The organism is Breznakia sp. PFB1-19, from assembly GCF_029893935.1.
GTDB classification, from domain to species: domain Bacteria; phylum Bacillota_I; class Bacilli_A; order Erysipelotrichales; family Erysipelotrichaceae; genus Breznakia; species Breznakia blatticola.
In genome coordinates this window covers 17379-34406 of sequence record NZ_JARXXJ010000010.1, presented here as the reverse complement: position 1 = coordinate 34406, position 17028 = coordinate 17379, and the positions used below count along the sequence as shown (strand labels likewise).

The 17028-nt window shown below is 34.5% G+C and carries 18 protein-coding genes and 1 other annotated feature; of the genes, 14 read left to right on the top strand and 4 right to left on the bottom strand.

The annotated features are described in order from the left end of the window. Nucleotides 1–2 precede the first annotated feature (2 nt). From murB to M2098_RS06295, 5 genes are all read left to right on the top strand, one after another. The gene (gene murB / locus M2098_RS06315; RefSeq protein WP_280682844.1) at nucleotides 3–914 is read left to right on the top strand and encodes a UDP-N-acetylmuramate dehydrogenase; all 912 of its coding nucleotides are present in this window, start codon (nucleotides 3–5) and stop codon (nucleotides 912–914) included. Then, nucleotides 893–1693 (top strand): FtsQ-type POTRA domain-containing protein, encoded by an 801-nt coding sequence (locus M2098_RS06310; RefSeq protein ID WP_280682843.1) that lies wholly within the window; start codon nucleotides 893–895, stop codon nucleotides 1691–1693. The genes murB and M2098_RS06310 overlap by 22 nt, the downstream gene beginning before the upstream one ends. A 39-nt stretch (nucleotides 1694–1732) precedes the next feature. Further along, complete coding sequence (locus M2098_RS06305; protein ID WP_134171407.1) at nucleotides 1733–2092, top strand: Asp23/Gls24 family envelope stress response protein; 360 nt, start codon at nucleotides 1733–1735, stop codon at nucleotides 2090–2092. 9 nt (nucleotides 2093–2101) lie between these two features. Then, complete coding sequence (locus M2098_RS06300) at nucleotides 2102–3715, top strand: DAK2 domain-containing protein (protein ID WP_280682842.1); 1614 nt, start codon at nucleotides 2102–2104, stop codon at nucleotides 3713–3715. A 133-nt stretch (nucleotides 3716–3848) separates the two neighbouring features. Next, a complete protein-coding gene (locus M2098_RS06295; RefSeq protein ID WP_134169718.1) occupies nucleotides 3849–3980 on the top strand; it encodes a rubredoxin-like domain-containing protein in 132 nt (43 codons plus the stop codon). Nucleotides 3981–4017: 37 nt separating this feature from the next. On the opposite strand, the gene M2098_RS06290 is transcribed toward M2098_RS06295, so the two are convergent. Genes M2098_RS06290 through M2098_RS06280 form a run of 3 tightly spaced genes read right to left on the bottom strand, consistent with a single transcriptional unit; the run spans nucleotide 4018 to nucleotide 7514 of the window. Next, on the bottom strand, nucleotides 4018–5028 hold the full coding sequence (locus M2098_RS06290; protein ID WP_280682840.1) for an aspartate-semialdehyde dehydrogenase: 1011 nt from the start codon (nucleotides 5026–5028) through the stop codon (nucleotides 4018–4020). Between the two features lie 2 nt (nucleotides 5029–5030). Beyond that, nucleotides 5031–6350: an aspartate kinase gene (locus M2098_RS06285; RefSeq protein WP_134169733.1), complete on the bottom strand. Its 1320-nt coding sequence runs from the start codon at nucleotides 6348–6350 to the stop codon at nucleotides 5031–5033. 3 nt (nucleotides 6351–6353) lie between these two features. After that, nucleotides 6354–7514, bottom strand: a complete 1161-nt coding sequence (locus M2098_RS06280) for a homoserine dehydrogenase (protein WP_280682838.1) — start codon at nucleotides 7512–7514, stop codon at nucleotides 6354–6356. Between the two features lie 93 nt (nucleotides 7515–7607). Between M2098_RS06280 and thrC the strand changes: the two genes are divergently transcribed. The 8 genes from thrC to ileS all read left to right on the top strand — a co-directional run bounded on the left by thrC (nucleotide 7608) and on the right by ileS (nucleotide 16062). Beyond that, on the top strand, nucleotides 7608–9089 hold the full coding sequence (gene thrC / locus M2098_RS06275; RefSeq protein ID WP_280682836.1) for a threonine synthase: 1482 nt from the start codon (nucleotides 7608–7610) through the stop codon (nucleotides 9087–9089). A gap of 2 nt (nucleotides 9090–9091) precedes the next feature. Continuing rightward, nucleotides 9092–9967, top strand: coding sequence for a homoserine kinase (gene thrB / locus M2098_RS06270; RefSeq protein ID WP_280682834.1), 876 nt, complete (start codon nucleotides 9092–9094; stop codon nucleotides 9965–9967). Further along, nucleotides 9961–10401 (top strand): ACT domain-containing protein, encoded by a 441-nt coding sequence (locus M2098_RS06265; protein ID WP_134169740.1) that lies wholly within the window; start codon nucleotides 9961–9963, stop codon nucleotides 10399–10401. The genes thrB and M2098_RS06265 overlap by 7 nt, the downstream gene beginning before the upstream one ends. 143 nt (nucleotides 10402–10544) lie before the next feature. Continuing rightward, the gene (locus M2098_RS06260) at nucleotides 10545–11354 is read left to right on the top strand and encodes an Ltp family lipoprotein (RefSeq protein WP_280682831.1); all 810 of its coding nucleotides are present in this window, start codon (nucleotides 10545–10547) and stop codon (nucleotides 11352–11354) included. A 107-nt stretch (nucleotides 11355–11461) separates the two neighbouring features. Continuing rightward, entirely contained in the window at nucleotides 11462–11869 is a 408-nt protein-coding gene (locus tag M2098_RS06255; protein WP_134169742.1) for a cell division protein SepF, read from the top strand. Nucleotides 11870–11927: 58 nt separating this feature from the next. Beyond that, nucleotides 11928–12617, top strand: a complete 690-nt coding sequence (locus M2098_RS06250; RefSeq protein ID WP_280682828.1) for a YlmH/Sll1252 family protein — start codon at nucleotides 11928–11930, stop codon at nucleotides 12615–12617. Between the two features lie 17 nt (nucleotides 12618–12634). After that, nucleotides 12635–13096: a DivIVA domain-containing protein gene (locus M2098_RS06245; protein ID WP_280682826.1), complete on the top strand. Its 462-nt coding sequence runs from the start codon at nucleotides 12635–12637 to the stop codon at nucleotides 13094–13096. Continuing rightward, nucleotides 13080–13289: a binding site (T-box leader), on the top strand. Its footprint overlaps the gene before it by 17 nt. 43 nt (nucleotides 13290–13332) lie before the next feature. Beyond that, complete coding sequence (gene ileS, locus M2098_RS06240; RefSeq protein ID WP_280682824.1) at nucleotides 13333–16062, top strand: isoleucine--tRNA ligase; 2730 nt, start codon at nucleotides 13333–13335, stop codon at nucleotides 16060–16062. Between the two features lie 19 nt (nucleotides 16063–16081). On the opposite strand, the gene M2098_RS06235 is transcribed toward ileS, so the two are convergent. Next, nucleotides 16082–16330 carry a hypothetical protein gene (locus M2098_RS06235; RefSeq protein WP_280682822.1) on the bottom strand — a complete coding sequence of 83 codons (249 nt, stop codon included), beginning with the start codon at nucleotides 16328–16330 and terminating at the stop codon, nucleotides 16082–16084. A 151-nt stretch (nucleotides 16331–16481) separates the two neighbouring features. Here M2098_RS06235 and M2098_RS06230 point away from each other — a divergent pair, with 151 nt between their 5' ends. Then, nucleotides 16482–17000, top strand: a complete 519-nt coding sequence (locus M2098_RS06230; RefSeq protein WP_280682820.1) for a GNAT family N-acetyltransferase — start codon at nucleotides 16482–16484, stop codon at nucleotides 16998–17000. Nucleotides 17001–17028: the final 28 nt, after the last annotated feature.

The window sequence follows — 17028 nt, the reverse complement described above, 5'->3', positions numbered from 1 at the left end:
CAATGAATATTGAAGAAGTGTTGAGTAAACATGGAGATATGTGTATTGACGAGCCTTTATGTCACCATACAACCTTTCGAATTGGTGGGAAGGCAAAATACTTCGTATATCCCAAAAGTGAGTTATCGCTCACAAGAATTATAGAAGCATGTATGGAAGCAAATCTTCCATATAAGATTATCGGAAAAGGTAGCAATTTATTATGTCATGATCGAGACTATGATGGTGTGATTATTTGTCTAGATCGTTACTTTATTGATTTTGAATTTGAAAGTGATGGAAAATGTTTTGTGCAAGCAGGATGCTCTGTTATCTTACTTGCTAATGAAGCAATGAAAGCAAGTTTATCAGGACTTGAGTTTGCAAGTGGAATTCCAGCTACTGTTGGTGGTACACTTGTAATGAATGCAGGAGCCTATAAAAGTGATATCTCACAAATTGTGAAAAGAGTACGTGTCTTACGTAATCAAAAAATCGAATGGTTGGATGTTAGTGAGATCGATTATGCATATCGTCATAGTATTTTCCACGAACATCCAGATTGGGTCGTTCTTGCAGCAGAATTGCAATTGCAACCAAAAGACCAAAAAGACATCCGTGATTTAATGGACACGCGACGTGCGCGTCGTAAAGAAAGTCAGCCACTTGAAAAACCAAGTGCTGGAAGTGTGTTCCGTAATCCGGATAACCATCAAGCTTGGGAGCTTATAGAAGCCTGTGGCTTACGTGAAAAACAAATCGGAGGTGCCAAAGTGAGTGAAAAGCATTGCAATTTTATCGTAAATGATGAAAAAGCTAGTGCAAAAGATGTGGCAGCTCTAATTGAACATATTCAAAACGAAGTTCGCGAAAAGTTTAACGTTCATCTACATACGGAAGTTGAGAAATTCAATTGGCCAGAAAACGACATTTAGAAGATTTAGATGATACGATTGATTTAGATGGTGTACTACGAAAAGATGAACAGGAAATACGTCGCGATAACGTACTGAAAAATAGAAGAAAAAGAAAACTAAGACGAAAACGATTGAAGCGTTTTTCGATTGTTATACTTATTGTTGTAATCGTTGGATATATGGTGAGTGATTTCTCCAATATTCGCGTGATGAAAGTAAACAACAATGTGATTTATACGCAACAAGAAATACTAAAAAAAGCGAATTTAAGCTACGACAGTAAAATGATTATGCATCCAGGTATGTGGATTGAACATAAACTGAAAGAAGATGAATTTATCGATGATGTTAGTGTGAGTAAAAACTATCTAACAGGGGCGATATATATCGATGTGACAGAAGCAAAAGTCATTGGACACTATGAGGAAGATGGAAAATCATACGTGTTACTTGCCAATGGAAAAAGCGTAGAAATGAAAGATAACCAACTTGCTTTAATTAGCTCGCCTTATATAAAAGATTTAAATAAGACACAACGAGCAAATTTAGCAAACATGCTTGCACAGATTGATGCCGAAAATCTTGCATTAATATCAGAAATACGCTATTATAAAACATCGTATGATGATAATATGTTAGAACTTGTGATGAGTGATGGACATATTGTAAGATCATCTTATGACGGTTTGGCATTATTAAAAAACTATCGCAAGATACTTGAAGGATTGAATGATAAACTTCGTTGTATAAATATACAAGAATCAAGCAATTCAGTTTTTACAAGTAATTGTGATTAGAATAGATGAAGTTCCAAGAAATGATAAGGAGTGATGATCATGTCAATTACAAAGAATACACAATTTGGAGATATTAATATTTCCAAAGAAGCCATCACAACATTAGCTGGTGGGATTACTACCGAATGCTATGGTGTTGTTGGAATGGCCTCACAAAAGTTATTAAAAGATGGATTAGCTGAACTATTACGTAAAGAAAACTATGCTAAAGGAGTTGTCGTCAACGAAAAAGACGGACACCTTGAATTGGATTTATACATTGTGGTAAGTCATGGTGTTAAGATTTCAGAAGTTGTAGTAGAAGTTCAAAAGAAAGTTAAATATATGATGGAAAAATCCCTTGATGTAGATTTTGATACAGTTAACGTATACGTTCAAGGTGTCAAGGTCATGCAATAGGTGGAATGTATGGAAAATTTAAACGGGAAATTATTTAAGGAAATGATTGAAAGTGGTGCAAACCAACTTGCCAATCACCAACAAGAAGTAGATACATTGAATGTATTCCCTGTACCAGATGGTGATACAGGAACCAATATGTCAATGACTTTTACAGCAGGAATGAATGATGCTTTAAAAGTAAATAGCGATAGTGTAAGTGATGTAGCCAAAGCTTTATCAAAAGGATTATTGATGGGAGCTCGTGGAAACTCTGGAGTTATTACCTCTCAAATTTTTAGAGGACTTTACCAATCGCTAGAAGGTGAAGATGAAGTAAATGGACTGAAATTAGCAAATGCATTCGTGAATGGTTCACGTGTTGCATATAAAGCAGTTATGCGTCCAGTTGAAGGTACGATTTTAACAGTGATTCGTGAAGCTAGTGATTATACTTTGTTGTATGCTAGTGAACATGTAGATATTACGTGTCGCGATGTTGTTGCTAAATTATTAGAAGAAAGTCGTGCTTCATTACAACGTACACCAGATTTACTTCCTGTATTAAAAGAAGTAGGTGTAGTTGATAGTGGTGGGGCAGGTTTATGCTACATCATTGAAGGGTTTTTACATGCATTAGATGGACAAAAAGTAGAGCGCAATGAAAAAGAAGCATCAACTGTTGCAGCAGGAGCTGCGATGGAAAGTGATGAATTTGGATATTGTACGGAATTTATTGTGCGTCTAAATGATCAATCAATGAAAACTTTCAACGAAAATAAATTAAGAGAACGTTTAGAACAATTAGGTAATTCATTAGTTGTTGTTCAAGACGATGATATTGTAAAAGTACATGTTCATACATTAAAACCTGGTGATGCACTAAATGTTGCACAGCGCTATGGTGAATTCGTGAAGTTAAAAATTGAAAACATGCAAGAACAACACGAACATTTAATGGATAATGCACAACCAGCACAAAAAGAAAAACAAAAATATGCCATGATTGCTGTTGCAGCAGGAGATGGACTAACAAAAATGTTTGAAGACTTTAGAGTTGATCACATCATTTCTGGTGGACAAACGATGAACCCTTCAACTGAAGATTTCATTGAAGCAATCAAACAAGTGAATGCGGAACACATCATTATATTGCCAAACAACTCAAACATTATTTTGGCTGCACAACAGGCTGCACAAGTACTTGATGATATTGACATTCGTGTTTTACCAACAAAATCAATTCCTCAAGGATTAAGTGCTTGTTTGATGTTTAATCCAGAAGTGGATATTGACAGTAATGTTGCTGAGATGCAAGATGCAATTGCAGCAGTAAAAACTGGACAAGTAACATATGCAATTAAAGATACAGTCTTTGAAGGACTAGAGATCAAAGCAAATGATTACATGGGTATTAATGAAAAAGATATCGTATGTAGTGTGCCTGACAAAATGGAAGCAACACGTAAATTGCTTGATTTAATGATTGATGGAGATAGTGAAATTGCCACAATTATTGCAGGAGAAGATACAACACAAGAACAATTAGATGAAATTGTTGCTTATGCTGAAAACAAAGGTGTTGAAGTAGAAGCAAGTATGGGTGGACAACCTGTATACTCATTTATTATTGGAGTTGAATAGTAAAAAGTCGCGTTGCGGCTTTTTTCTTTTACCAGTTAAATATTTATTGAGTATTGCCGTGCATTTCATTGGATTATATGTATGATGTTGTATATAATTTAATTAGTAAGAAATAAGGAGGAAAAGGATTATTATGGCAGATGACAAAAGCTGGGTTTGTACAGTATGTGGATACGTGTACGATGGACCTGATTTCAACGCTGAACCAGAAGACTATGTATGTCCAGTTTGTGGTGTTGGAAAAGACATGTTCGAACAACAATAATTAAGTAATAAACAAAAACGCTTGGATTCATTTGAATCTAAGCGTTTTGTTTTACATATTCAATGGCGATTTGGACAGCATTTGTGGCAGCACCTTTACGTACTTGATCTCCACAGCACCATAGCGTTAATGCTTTTTCTCTTGTTAAGTCTTTACGAATACGACCTACATATACTAAGTCTTGATTGCTTGAATCAAGTGGCATAGGGTATTGGTTTTCTTGTGGGTTATCAACAAGTTTTACCCCTTTTGCATTTGCTAGTAATTCTTTTGCTTTAGCAACATCAATATCATTTTTAAATGTAAGGGTTAATGACTCAGAGTGTGAACGCATAACTGGTACACGAACACAAGTACAAGTAACTTTTAAATCATCGTGATGCAAGATTTTACGACCTTCATTTTGCATCTTCATTTCTTCACTTGTATATCCATTTTCATCAAATCCACCAATTTGTGGAATTACATTGTATGCAATTTGGTAAGCAAATACTTTTGGTTGAACTTCTTTTCCTTCAAGAATTTCTTGTACTTGCGTTTCGAGTTCAGCTTGTCCTGGATTACCTGCACCAGAAACGGCTTGATAGGTACTAGCAACAATACTTTCAACACATGCATATTCATGCAATGCATTGATTGCAACTAAAGCAATGATTGTTGAACAATTTGGATTTGCGATAATTCCATTATGGTTTTTAATGTCTTCGGGATTTACTTCTGGTACAACTAGTGGCACGTTTTCATCAAGGCGATATGCACTTGAGTTATCGATAACTAGAGCACCCGCTTTTACAGCATATGGTAATATTTTTTCAGCAACATCATTTTCGACAGCACCAAGTACAATATCCATTCCTTCAAATGCATGTTCATTTCCTTCTTGAAGTGTATATGTCTGATTTTTGAATGTCATTTCTTTTCCGACACTGCGTTTACTAGCAAGTAGACGTAGTTCGTTAACTGGAAAGTCACGTTCTTCAAGAACATTTAGCATTTCTTGACCAACTGCTCCAGTTGCACCCAATATAGCAACGTTGTATGTTTTCATTTTTATTCTCCCTCGAATTCTTCATAGATCGCATCAATTGTACGACCATAGTCATCATTATGTACACCCACAATAATATTCATTTCATCACTTGTTTGTGAAATCATTGAAATATTGATTCCTTTTTTACCAAGTGTTGTAAATAGGCGTCCAGACATTCCAGTTTTACTTTTCATAAAACGTGAAACAGTTGCAATTAAAGCAACGTTATCCATAACATGAATGTCACTTGTTTTACATTTTTCTTTGATTTGTACAAGTACATCATACAAAATTGGTTTTAATGGTGCACTTTCTAAAACGATTGAAAATGAATCAATCCCAGTAGGTAAGTGTTCTACACTTAATCCATATTTATCAATAACATCTAAAGCACGACGAATCGTTCCAACTTCTGTAGACATATGAGATTTTTTAATTGTAATAATTGAGAAATCCTTTTTTCCAGCGATTCCAGTAATTGTACTTGTTGTATCTTTTGAATCATCAACTTGGTTAACAATGATGGTTCCTTTCGATTCAGGATCATTTGTATTTAAAATGTGAATTGGAATGTTTTTGTGTTTAACAGGGAAGATGGCTTCTTCATGTAATACACTAGCTCCCATATAACTTAGTTCACGAAGTTCTGCATATGTAATGATTTCAATCTGTTTTGGATTTTTTACGATGCGTGGATCTGCTTTAAGAATTCCAGATACATCTGTCCAGTTTTCATATACGTCTGCATCGACGACATTTGCCATAATACTTCCAGAAACATCTCCACCACCACGTGACATGATGCGAATGGTTCCATCAGGTAATGAACCATAGAAACCAGGAATCACAAGTTTTGGATATTCTACAACAAGTTCTTCGAAGGCTTGTTTGATTTTTGGATAGTCAATGCTTCCGTCATAATTAAAGAATACGATATCTTTAGCATCAACGAAGTGATAGTCTAAGTATTCAGCCATCAGTAATCCAGTTAAGTATTCTCCACGACTGACTAAATAGTCCACATCAATGGTTTTTACGAGTTCTTTGCGTAAGGCATCTAAATCTTTTTGAATATCATATTGCAGTTGTAATTCTTTTTTGATTTCTAAGAATCGTTGTTCAATCATGTTGAAGATTGGCTCAGGAGAAATATTATATTTTAAATGTGCATGACATAAATATAATAAGTCAGTAATTTTATTGTCGTCTTTATTTGCTTTACCACTTGCACTAACAACAACAAAACGACGGCTTTCATCGGCTTGAACAATTCCTTTTACTTTTTGAAACTGCGTTGCGCTTGCAACACTGCTCCCCCCAAATTTTACAATTTTGATCATATGTTACCCCTTAAACGCCGCTAGTTTTGCGACAAATGCTTGACTATCGTCAACAGACTTTACAAGTTCTACCAAAGTTGATGCAACTATTGGTTTTGTTGTGTAGTAAGTTTGTCCTTCAAATTCTTCTTTTGTTTCAATGTTTGTCATATCGACGGTATTTGTACTACGAATGACATATACGTTTTCTTGTGTTGGTTGGTAAGCAAGCTTATTGCTAAAATCAATCAATGAACCAATTGGTGATTGAATATCAAGAATATCTTGAACAATTGCATTAGCTGTTGGTAATTTACCAGCTCCTTGTCCATAGAATTTTAATGGACCAATGCTTTGTCCATATAATGTCGCAATATTGAAGTTGCTATTTACGTTTGCTTCAACGGTATCGTTTGCTAATGCATTTGGCATAACGTATGCTTCATAGCCCGTATTATTTACAACTGCTTCACCAATGTATTTAATTGTACGGTTTAACTTTTTAAAGTAGTTAATATCGATACGGTTAATTGTACGTAAGCTATAGCAAGGGAAGTCTTCCATGTTGATTTTTGTATTGTAAGCAACTGCACTTGAAATAACAACTTTGTTTTGTACATCATATCCATCAATATCTGCGCTAGGATCTGCTTCAGCATATCCTAACTCTTGTGCTTTTTTTAGTACTTCATCGAAGTCTTTTCCTTGGTTTGTCATTGCATCTAGTATATAGTTGCTTGTTCCATTAAAGATTCCATATAGTTCACTAATATCATCGACACGTTTTGCTTTTTCTAATGAAGCAATCCAAGGGATTCCACCACCAGTACTTGCTTCAAATAAGAAACGTACTTTATTTTCCAGTGCAAGTGCGATGAATTCTTCCATGTATTTAGCAACAACTGCCTTGTTTGCTGTTACTACATGTTTTTTTGCTTTCATTGCTGCAGTGATAAATTCATATGCAGGATGTAATCCACCCATGGTTTCTACCACGCAGTCAATGGATTTGTCTTGTAAGATATCATCATAGTTATCTGTGATGATGTCGAGTTTATCTTTATTCTGTGGTAAATCTAAAACTTTCACAACTTCAACATCTGTTAAACTCTTTGCTTTATAGGTACTAATAATCTCGTAAACTCCAGTCCCTATAGTTCCAAATCCTAAGATTGCAATTTTCATAAGTCCCCCTCTGTGTCTTTGTACAAAAAACACTTGTATTTAATTGAGAAACATTGTATCATAGGAAAATAAAGAAATCAAGGAGAGAATTGTATGAATCAATATTACGAAAGCACAAGGGATGCTAGCATTACATTAAGCCCTGCACAAGCAATCTTACAAGGATTAAGTAACGATGGGGGTCTATTTGTTGTAAGTGACCTAAATGAACGTCAAATCGATATGCAATCGATTGTTAATAAAGACTATTATGAAATCGCAGAGGAAGTATTTGCGTTGTTCCTGCCTGATTTCACGAAAGAAGAAATTCGTGCATGTGTGCAAGCTGCATATAAAGGTAAATTCTCAAATGAGGAAGTAACTCCATTAGTAAAACTAAGTGATGGATATGTCTTAGAATTATTCAATGGACCAACAAGTGCATTTAAAGATGTAGGTTTGCAAATGTTACCACAACTGACAAAAACAGCTTTAAAGAAAACAAATGCGGATTATGATGTATTAATTTTAACAGCAACATCAGGTGATACTGGTAAAGCTGCACTTGAGGGATTTAAAGATGTGGATCATGTAAAAATCATGGTGTTCTATCCAAATGATGGTGTTAGTAAAGTGCAAGAAATGCAAATGAAAACACAAGAAGGAAAAAATGTGAAGGTTTGTGCAATTGAAGGAAACTTTGATGATGCACAAAGTGGAATAAAGAAATTATTTGTTGATGATACATTTAAAGCAGAACTAGCAAAACAAAATATTAAATTAAGTAGTGCAAACTCAATCAATATCGGTCGTTTGTTGCCACAAATGGTGTATTACTTTTATGCATATGCAAGTTTAGTAAAAAGTGGTGAGATTGTTCTTGGTGAGAAAATCAACTTTGTTGTCCCAACTGGAAACTTTGGAAACATCTTAGCAGGATATTATGCAAAACAAGTAGGATTACCAGTACATCAACTTGTTTGTGCTTCAAATGACAACAATGTACTTTATGATTTCATTCAAACTGGAGTTTATGATCGCAAACGTGATTTCTTAAAAACGATTTCTCCATCAATGGATATCTTGATTTCTTCTAACTTAGAACGTCTATTGTTTTACACAAGTGGATGTGATCATGCATATATTAAAGAAATCATGAATGAACTTGCAAGAGATGGAAAATATAAAGTACGTGAAGATGTGCTTGCAAATATCCAAAAGGAATTTAAAGCAGGCTTTGCTACTAACGAGCAAACGGCAAAAACCATTCGTGATATTTATGAAAAGGATAATTACTTATTAGATCCACATACAGCAGTTGCATATAAAGTATTGTTGGATGATGTAGATACACAACATAAAAATGTTGTATTATCGACAGCAAGTCCATACAAATTTACGAATTCAGTGTATGAAGCACTACATGGAGCAACAAGCGATGATGAGTTTGTCTTAATGGAAAAACTTCATGAAGAAACACAAGTTCCAATTCCAACAAACTTAGTCGATTTAGATAAAAAAGAAGTATTACATGAAGATGTAATTGATAAAACCGAAATGGAAGCATACGTATTAGATAAGGTAGGAACGATTTAATCATGGTGAAAGTGAAAGTACCTGCTACAAGTGCTAATGTTGGTGTCGGTTTTGACTGTTTAGGGATTGCACTAAACTTGTATACGTACTTTACTTTCGAAAGAAGTGATTCGTTTCAAATTACTGGATGTGAAGAACGTTTTGCAACAGAAGATAATCTTGTATATACTTCATTTCAAAAAGCATTAGCGTATTTAGGTAAAGATGCATTTCAACTACATATTCATATTGATAGTCATGTTCCAGTCTCTAGAGGGTTAGGGAGTAGTGCAACATGTGTTGTTGGTGGTGTTGTTGGTGCATATGCATTAACCAATACACCAATTGATAAACAAGAAGTGCTACGTCTATGTACAGAGATTGAACATCATCCAGATAATGTAGCTCCAGCGATATATGGTGGTTTGATTGCTAGTTATGTAGATGATAATCAACAAGTGTATCATGCTAGCTATTCAGTACATAATCAATTTACATTTTTAGCCTGTATTCCAAACTTTGAGACAAAAACAAGTGATGCACGCAAAGTATTACCTACACAGGTACCATTTACTACTGCTGTTAGCAATGCATCAAAGTTAAGTTTAGTTTTAAAAGGATTTGAGTTAGGTGATGTAGCTTTATTACAAGCAACAATGGAAGATGAACTCCATGAACCATACCGCAAACAACTGATTTTTGAATATGAACAAGTTAAGAAGCTGTGTCAAGAAATCGAAAGTGCTTGTTTCTATATTTCTGGTAGTGGTTCTACTTTGATGAATGTGATGTGTGATGCAAGTAAAGTAGATGAAATTCAAAAACAACTGAATACATTACAATATAAATGGCAATGTATTCCACTAGTTGTAGATGAACAAGGAGTACAAATATGTTAGATTCCTATTTAATTGTTTCAAAAGAAGTGTTACCTGAAGTAATCTTAAAAGTTATTGAGGTAAAGAAGATTTTAGAAACAAAGGAAGATGCGCAAGTCAGTGATGTCACTCGTGAAGTTGGCATTTCTCGTAGTGCATTCTATAAATATAAAGATCATGTCTTTGAACCAAGTAACACCAATTTATTAGAACGTAAGGCATTAATTGCATTTACATTAAGTGATGAAAAGGGCATTTTGTCTGAAGCATTACTTACATTTTCTGCATTTGGTTGTAATATCTTAACGATTAACCAAAACATTCCAATTGCCAAACGTGCCAATGTTGTAACAAGTATTGACGTTAAAGATATGAAAGGCGAAATCCAAGAATTGATTAATCGCTTACAAGAAATCAAAGGTCTTTCCAAAGTTCGATTGTTATCAATTGAATAGCCAGAAAGGCTTTTTTATTATCAAATGGTGATCATTCAATTGTATGGTATAATATTTATGTTGTAACAAATTACTGAAATTCATGGGAATGTTTTTTTGTTATGAAATATTATTGTGTTTATGTAAAGGGAGGAAATAAAACAATGAAAAATAATATAGTTAAAAATTTAGACATGCTAAAAAATAGGTTCTTAAAGTTAGAGATGTGGAAACGAATTGCACTATTTCTACTTTTGCTTGTTATAGTGAGTGGGATATCAAATGTTAATAAACATAATACATCGGATAATGACTATGAAGTAACAAGCAAGAATAAAAGTAAAATAAATGAATCTTCGAATCATAAGACTGCGAAAGAAGATGAAAAAGAGAAGAGTGATGTATCAACTGAAGATGTACAGAAAACTGTAGCTAAGGAGAACGAACTGTCTTCTGAAAAACAAAATGAGTCTGAAGATGATACTCCTTCAAATCAAGTGAATGATTCTGTTGGAAAAAGTGAAAATGAACAAAAAACATCATTATCAACAGGTCAAAAAAATGCCATTGATTCTGCAAAAAGCTATATTTCTTTTATGGCGTTTTCAAGAACGGGGCTTGTGAATCAACTAGTATTTGAAGGTTATACTACAGAGGATGCGACTTATGCTGTAGATAGTTTACGTGTCGACTGGAATGCACAAGCGGTAAAAGGTGCAAAGAATTACCTGAATACTTCACCGTTTTCATATTCTGGGCTAGTAAGACAACTAGAATTTGAAGGCTATTCAAATGCAGAGGCAACACACGGTGTAAGTAATTGTGGTGCAAACTGGAACGAACAAGCTGCAAAAGCTGCAAAATCGTATATGGATTTAATGTCATTTTCAAGAGATGGTTTGATTGAACAGTTGGTTTTTGAAGGATATAGTCAAGCTGAGGCGGAATATGGCGTTGCAAGTGTAGGATATTAATTACGTATATACAACATTTACAGGAATGCGTAGTTCTCATGATGTTTCTAATTGTTAAGGCATATTCATTGTGATATAATTATATTTAGTATAGGAGGTATCTTTCTATGGGTATTGGTAAAAAAATAAAGGAATTCATTTCACCGATGGATGAAGAGGAAGTAATTGAATACGAGGAAAACGAAGTAGAATCAATTTCAGAATATGAATCACCAAAATCAAAAGCTGTATCAAAGTTAAGTAATGATACAAAAATGGTTTTATTCGAACCAAGAGCTTATGATGAAGTTCATGAAGTTGCGAAACGTTTAAAAGAAAATCGTGCAGTTGTTGTTAACTTACACAAATTAACAAGAGACTATGCACAACGTACCATTGACTTCTTATCAGGGGTAATTTATGCACTTGATGGATCTATTGAAAAAATCGGAACAAATGTAATCCTTTGTACGCCAAGAACAATGGGAGTTCACGGGAAAATTTCACCTGAGAGCGCTTCAGAAGTTAGTGAATAAGCAAAAACAAATACACTTTAAAGGGAATGAGGATTTTCTGGCTAGGATAGATGATTATTTGGATCAACTTTCTATTTACCACAAAGTTTTCACTCCTTTTTTAAGCCCTGCTGAACAAGAAATCCTTCAACGCTATGTTGGTAAAAAAGTATATACGACTTTTGATGGAGGATATCCAGATGCAGAATATAAACGTTGTTTATTAAGTTATGAGGATAAACAAATACCATTACCTATTGTGTGCTTACATGCAATATATGATACAAAATACTATAATCTAAGTCATCGTGATGCACTTGGTGCAATGATGAATCTAGGCATTGAACGCCAAACATTTGGTGATTTAATTGTTGAACATGGGGATATCTATATCTTTGTTAGTAAGGATATAGCAGGATATATCAAACGTGAACTTGAAAAAATCGGACGCTGTCCAATTCAATTGGAAGAAAGTGAAGCACCAATTCAAAAAGAAATCCATTTAGAATATAAAACACATATGGTTTCTTCTTTGCGTTTGGATGCACTTGTTGCAAGTATTACGCATCTAGCTAGACAAAAAGCACAAGCTTTAGTACATGATGGAAGAGTAAAAGTCGATCATCTAGTGGTTGAAGATTTGGCTCACATATGTGATAATAAATCCATACTCATTTCGATTCGAGGGTATGGTCGCTTTATGGTAAATGATACCGGGCGAAAAACAAAAAACAATCGTTTTGTTTTAGAAATCGGCAAGTATGAATGATGGAAAGGGGGCTCACTATGGAATTTGATCGCGTAAAAAATGGATATAATCGATATCAAGTCGATAGTGAACTAGCTGCTAAAAATCAAGAAATTGATGAACTTCAAAGAAAGTTACTTGCTTATAAAAAACAAAATGAGGAAAATGATCGAAAAATTGAAGAAATTGGTAGAAAATATACGAAGTTGTTACAAGACTTAGATATAAAAGAAAGAGCAATACGTGAAATGACACGAAATGCATTAGATGAAGCAAATGGAATTTTAACTACAGCAAATCGTAATGCAGATATGATTGTCAAAGAAGCGTTGCAAAATGCAAAAACGATATTGCTAAATATCTCAAAATTAGGAATTGAAGCACACGAAATCAAGATTAATTTGAATGAACAGCTGCAAATTTTATCAGAAACGATAGATGGGTTTGACATTCCACCCATTCCTAATGTAGAATTGATTGAAAAGAAATACAAAGAATAAGACATGCTATATATTTGGATTGCTTAGAGAGTTGTCGGTTGGTGAAAGACAAACATGAAATATATATAGATATCACTTAGGAGTAGCTTATCTGAAATGAGTAGGATAAGACGTATAAACTACGTTACAGTTAATGAAGCGCATGTATGAATATACATGAAGTAAGGTGGTACCGCGTAATCACGTCCTTATATGATTTGTAAGGACGTTTTTTTAATTTAGAAGGAGAGCAAGAGATGGAATACAAAGATACCTTATTAATGCCCAAAACCGATTTTGAAATGCGAGGAAACTTAGTAAAAAAAGAACCTGGTATTCAACAACGTTGGGAAGATGAAAAACTTTATGAACAAATGCTAGCAAAACGTGAAGGCAGTGAACTGTTCGTATTACACGATGGTCCTCCATATGCAAATGGTGACATTCACTTGGGACACGCATTAAACAAAACATTGAAAGATGTGATTGTACGTGCGCGTTTTATGCAAGGATATAAGACACCGTTTATTCCAGGATGGGATACACATGGTTTGCCAATTGAAACAGCAATTCAAAAACAAGGGTATAACCGTAAAGAAATGAAAGTGGAAGACTTTAGAAAAATCTGTCACGATTATGCACTTGAACAAGTAAAAATCCAAAAGAAAGGATTTAAATCATTAGGTTGTATTGGGGATTATGATCACCCATATATCACCTTACAAAAAGAATTTGAAAAAGATCAAATTAATATCTTTGGTAAGATGGCTACGGATGGTTTAATCTATCAAGGAAAGAAACCAGTATACTGGTCACCAAGTAGTGAAACTGCACTAGCAGAAGCAGAAATTGAATATAAAGATATTAAAAGTCCAGCAATTTATGTAAAGTTTAACGTACTTGATGGAAAAGGTATCTTAGATGAAAAAGTAGATGCGTTTGTAATTTGGACAACGACACCTTGGACACTTCCTGCGAACTTAGCGATTTGTTTGAATCCATTTTTAGAATATGCACTTGTCGAAAGTGAAAAAGGAAATCTTGTTGTTCTTGCTAGTAATGTAGATACCCTTTGGGAAGAATTAGGACTAGAAGAAAAGAAAATCCTAAAAACATTCCGTGGGGAACACTTAGAAGGAATTACAGCACAACACCCATTCTATGATCGTGAATCATTAGTAATTTGCGGACAACACGTAACAGAAGATGCAGGTACAGGATGTGTACATACAGCTCCAGGACATGGGGAAGATGACTTTATCGTAGGGATGAAGTATGGACTTCCACCATACTGTCCAGTAGATGAACAAGGACATATGATGGCCGAAGCAGGTTCTTGGTTAGAAGGACTATATGTTGATGATGCAAATAAAGTCGTAACGCAAAAACTTGATGAAGTTGGTGCATTATTAAAACTTGAATTCATCACACACAGTTATCCACATGACTGGCGTACAAAGAAACCAATTATCTTTAGAGCAACAAAACAATGGTTTGCCTCAATTGATAAGATTCGTGATCAATTACTTGAAGAAGTTGCAAATGTATTCTGGACACCTACTTGGGGAGAACAACGTTTACACAACATGATTCGTGATCGTGGAGACTGGTGTATCTCTCGTCAACGTGCATGGGGAGTACCAATTCCAATTATCTATGCGGAAGATGGAACACCAATTATGGAACATGATTTATTCGAACATTTTGCTGCATTAATCGGTGAGTTTGGAACAAACGTATGGTTTGAAAGAGATGCCAAAGATTTATTGCCTGAAGGATATACACACCCAGGTAGTCCAAATGGAGAGTTCACAAAAGAAGTGGATACAATGGATGTTTGGTTTGATTCAGGTTCAAGTCACACAGAAGCGATGATTGGACGTGGACTTCCTTATCCAGCGGATTTATATTTTGAAGGATCTGACCAATACCGTGGATGGTTTAATTCATCACTAATTATTGGTACAGCTGTATATGGTCACGCACCTTACAAACAAATTCTTTCACACGGGTTTGTTATGGATGAAAAAGGTGTGAAGATGTCCAAATCGCAATGGAATGCAGTTGCTCCAACAAAAATCACACAACAATATGGTGCAGATATCTTACGTCTATGGGCAACAACTGTGGATTACCAACAAGATGTAAGTATGGGAGATGCAATCTTAAAACAAGTATCTGAACAATATCGTAAAGTTCGTAATACGTTTAGATTTATCTTAGGAAACATTAATCCAGCTGACTTTAATCAAGCAGATATGGTACCTGAAGATAAATTGACACTTGTAGACAAACACATGTTAGTTCTATTAAATGAACTAAACCATGAAGTAAAAGAGTTATATGTAAAATTTGATTTCTCAACAATTACATCAAAACTTACAACGTTCATGACAAACATGTTAAGTGCATATTACTTAGATTTCACAAAAGATATTCTATATATCGAGAAAAAAGATGATACACGTCGTCGCCAAGTACAAACGGTATTATATAAAGCGTGTGATACATTATTAAAATTATGGTCACCAATCTTAGTGCATACAGCAGAAGAGATCTCTGATCACTTTGCAGCATATGAAGGTACAGTACACTTGACTGCATTCAACAAAAGCGAACGTATCGCTGATGATGAAGTGATTAAAGAGAAAATGAACCGCTTATTTGCGATTCGTAAAGATGTGTTCAAAGCAATTGAACAAACAAGAAATGACAAAGTCATTGGAAAACCGCTAGAAGCACATGTGATTTTACATGCAAAAGATACAGATAAAGCATTACTTGAAGAAGTATTAGGTGATAAAATTCACCAATGGTTAACTGTATCAAAAGTTTCATTTACTGATGATGAATTTGAAGCATTCGAAGTAATTGAAGTAAAAGTAGAAAAATGCGAAGGTAGTGTATGTCCAAGATGTTGGAACATTACAGATTCACATGCTGAAGATGGTTTATGTGAACGTTGCGCAAGCGTATTAGAAAAATAAAAAATAAGCACTTGTCAGTTTAATTTGACGAGTGCTTATTTTCCTTTTTATACTTGCGTGCAAAGTAACCAGCGATTGCAATGACGCTAACCATGATTAGCACCATACACAGTGAAATCAAATTGAAGTTATTTGCAATATTTGCAATATGCAAGCTCGATTGATGTTCGATTTCGCTTGCGTACATAACTAATTCTGTTTGCACAATACTGATAGTAGCTAAAGTGACTGCAAATGCCAATAATATAAGTCTGACTTTTCCTTTCATGTGAACCCCCCTCGTAATTTCTCACCCATATCATAACAAATCCAACACGGTTGTCCATTCAAACGATTATGAAATATAAAATATATAGAACAACATGAGTTTGTTGCTTGTTGTTTTGAATAGATTTGATACAATAGCTTATGAGGTACTTATGGAGTTATTAAAAATGAAATCATTGGATGAAGCATATCCGTTATTACAAGAAGCATTTCCAATAAGTGAGCTACGTCCATACGTATACATTGAAGAAAAGATGAAAACATCATTTGTTGAATTACTTGGTGCATACGAGGACCAACAACTAGTAGGTGTATTTTTACTTTGGCAATTACAAGATTGTATCTTTGTGGAAAATTTTGCAGTGGCTAAACACACAAGAGGAATGGGCATTGGTTCGAAAATGCTAGATGCCTTAAAAGAGAAATATCTACATACAACTCTGATTCTGGAAGTAGAAGAACCTTTTGATCATACAAGTGCTCGACGTGTTGCATTTTATAAGCGAAATCAATTTCAAATCCATGAATCAACATATTTACAACCGCAAATAAATACTGAGAAAAATATACATCCATTGTGCTTCATGAGTTATCCAAAACCACTTGATGATGACTTGTACCAAAAAATTCAACAAGAGGTGTTTACCAAGGTCTATGAAGTGAAAATGTAAATTGTTTCATAGCAATGTAAAAATTTTC

Bases quoted from the DNA above. Each gene is read 5' to 3' on its own strand.
- murB (WP_280682844.1), top strand. From the start codon at position 3: ATGAATATTGAAGAAGTGTTGAGTAAACATGGAGATATGTGTATTGAC.
- M2098_RS06305 (WP_134171407.1), top strand. From the start codon at position 1,733: ATGTCAATTACAAAGAATACACAATTTGGAGATATTAATATTTCCAAA.
- M2098_RS06300 (WP_280682842.1), top strand. From the start codon at position 2,102: ATGGAAAATTTAAACGGGAAATTATTTAAGGAAATGATTGAAAGTGGT.
- M2098_RS06295 (WP_134169718.1), top strand. From the start codon at position 3,849: ATGGCAGATGACAAAAGCTGGGTTTGTACAGTATGTGGATACGTGTAC.
- M2098_RS06290 (WP_280682840.1), bottom strand. From the start codon at position 5,028: ATGAAAACATACAACGTTGCTATATTGGGTGCAACTGGAGCAGTTGGT.
- M2098_RS06285 (WP_134169733.1), bottom strand. From the start codon at position 6,350: ATGATCAAAATTGTAAAATTTGGGGGGAGCAGTGTTGCAAGCGCAACG.
- M2098_RS06280 (WP_280682838.1), bottom strand. From the start codon at position 7,514: ATGAAAATTGCAATCTTAGGATTTGGAACTATAGGGACTGGAGTTTAC.
- thrC (WP_280682836.1), top strand. From the start codon at position 7,608: ATGAATCAATATTACGAAAGCACAAGGGATGCTAGCATTACATTAAGC.
- thrB (WP_280682834.1), top strand. From the start codon at position 9,092: ATGGTGAAAGTGAAAGTACCTGCTACAAGTGCTAATGTTGGTGTCGGT.
- M2098_RS06265 (WP_134169740.1), top strand. From the start codon at position 9,961: ATGTTAGATTCCTATTTAATTGTTTCAAAAGAAGTGTTACCTGAAGTA.
- M2098_RS06260 (WP_280682831.1), top strand. From the start codon at position 10,545: ATGAAAAATAATATAGTTAAAAATTTAGACATGCTAAAAAATAGGTTC.
- M2098_RS06255 (WP_134169742.1), top strand. From the start codon at position 11,462: ATGGGTATTGGTAAAAAAATAAAGGAATTCATTTCACCGATGGATGAA.
- M2098_RS06245 (WP_280682826.1), top strand. From the start codon at position 12,635: ATGGAATTTGATCGCGTAAAAAATGGATATAATCGATATCAAGTCGAT.
- ileS (WP_280682824.1), top strand. From the start codon at position 13,333: ATGGAATACAAAGATACCTTATTAATGCCCAAAACCGATTTTGAAATG.
- M2098_RS06235 (WP_280682822.1), bottom strand. From the start codon at position 16,330: ATGAAAGGAAAAGTCAGACTTATATTATTGGCATTTGCAGTCACTTTA.
- M2098_RS06230 (WP_280682820.1), top strand. From the start codon at position 16,482: ATGGAGTTATTAAAAATGAAATCATTGGATGAAGCATATCCGTTATTA.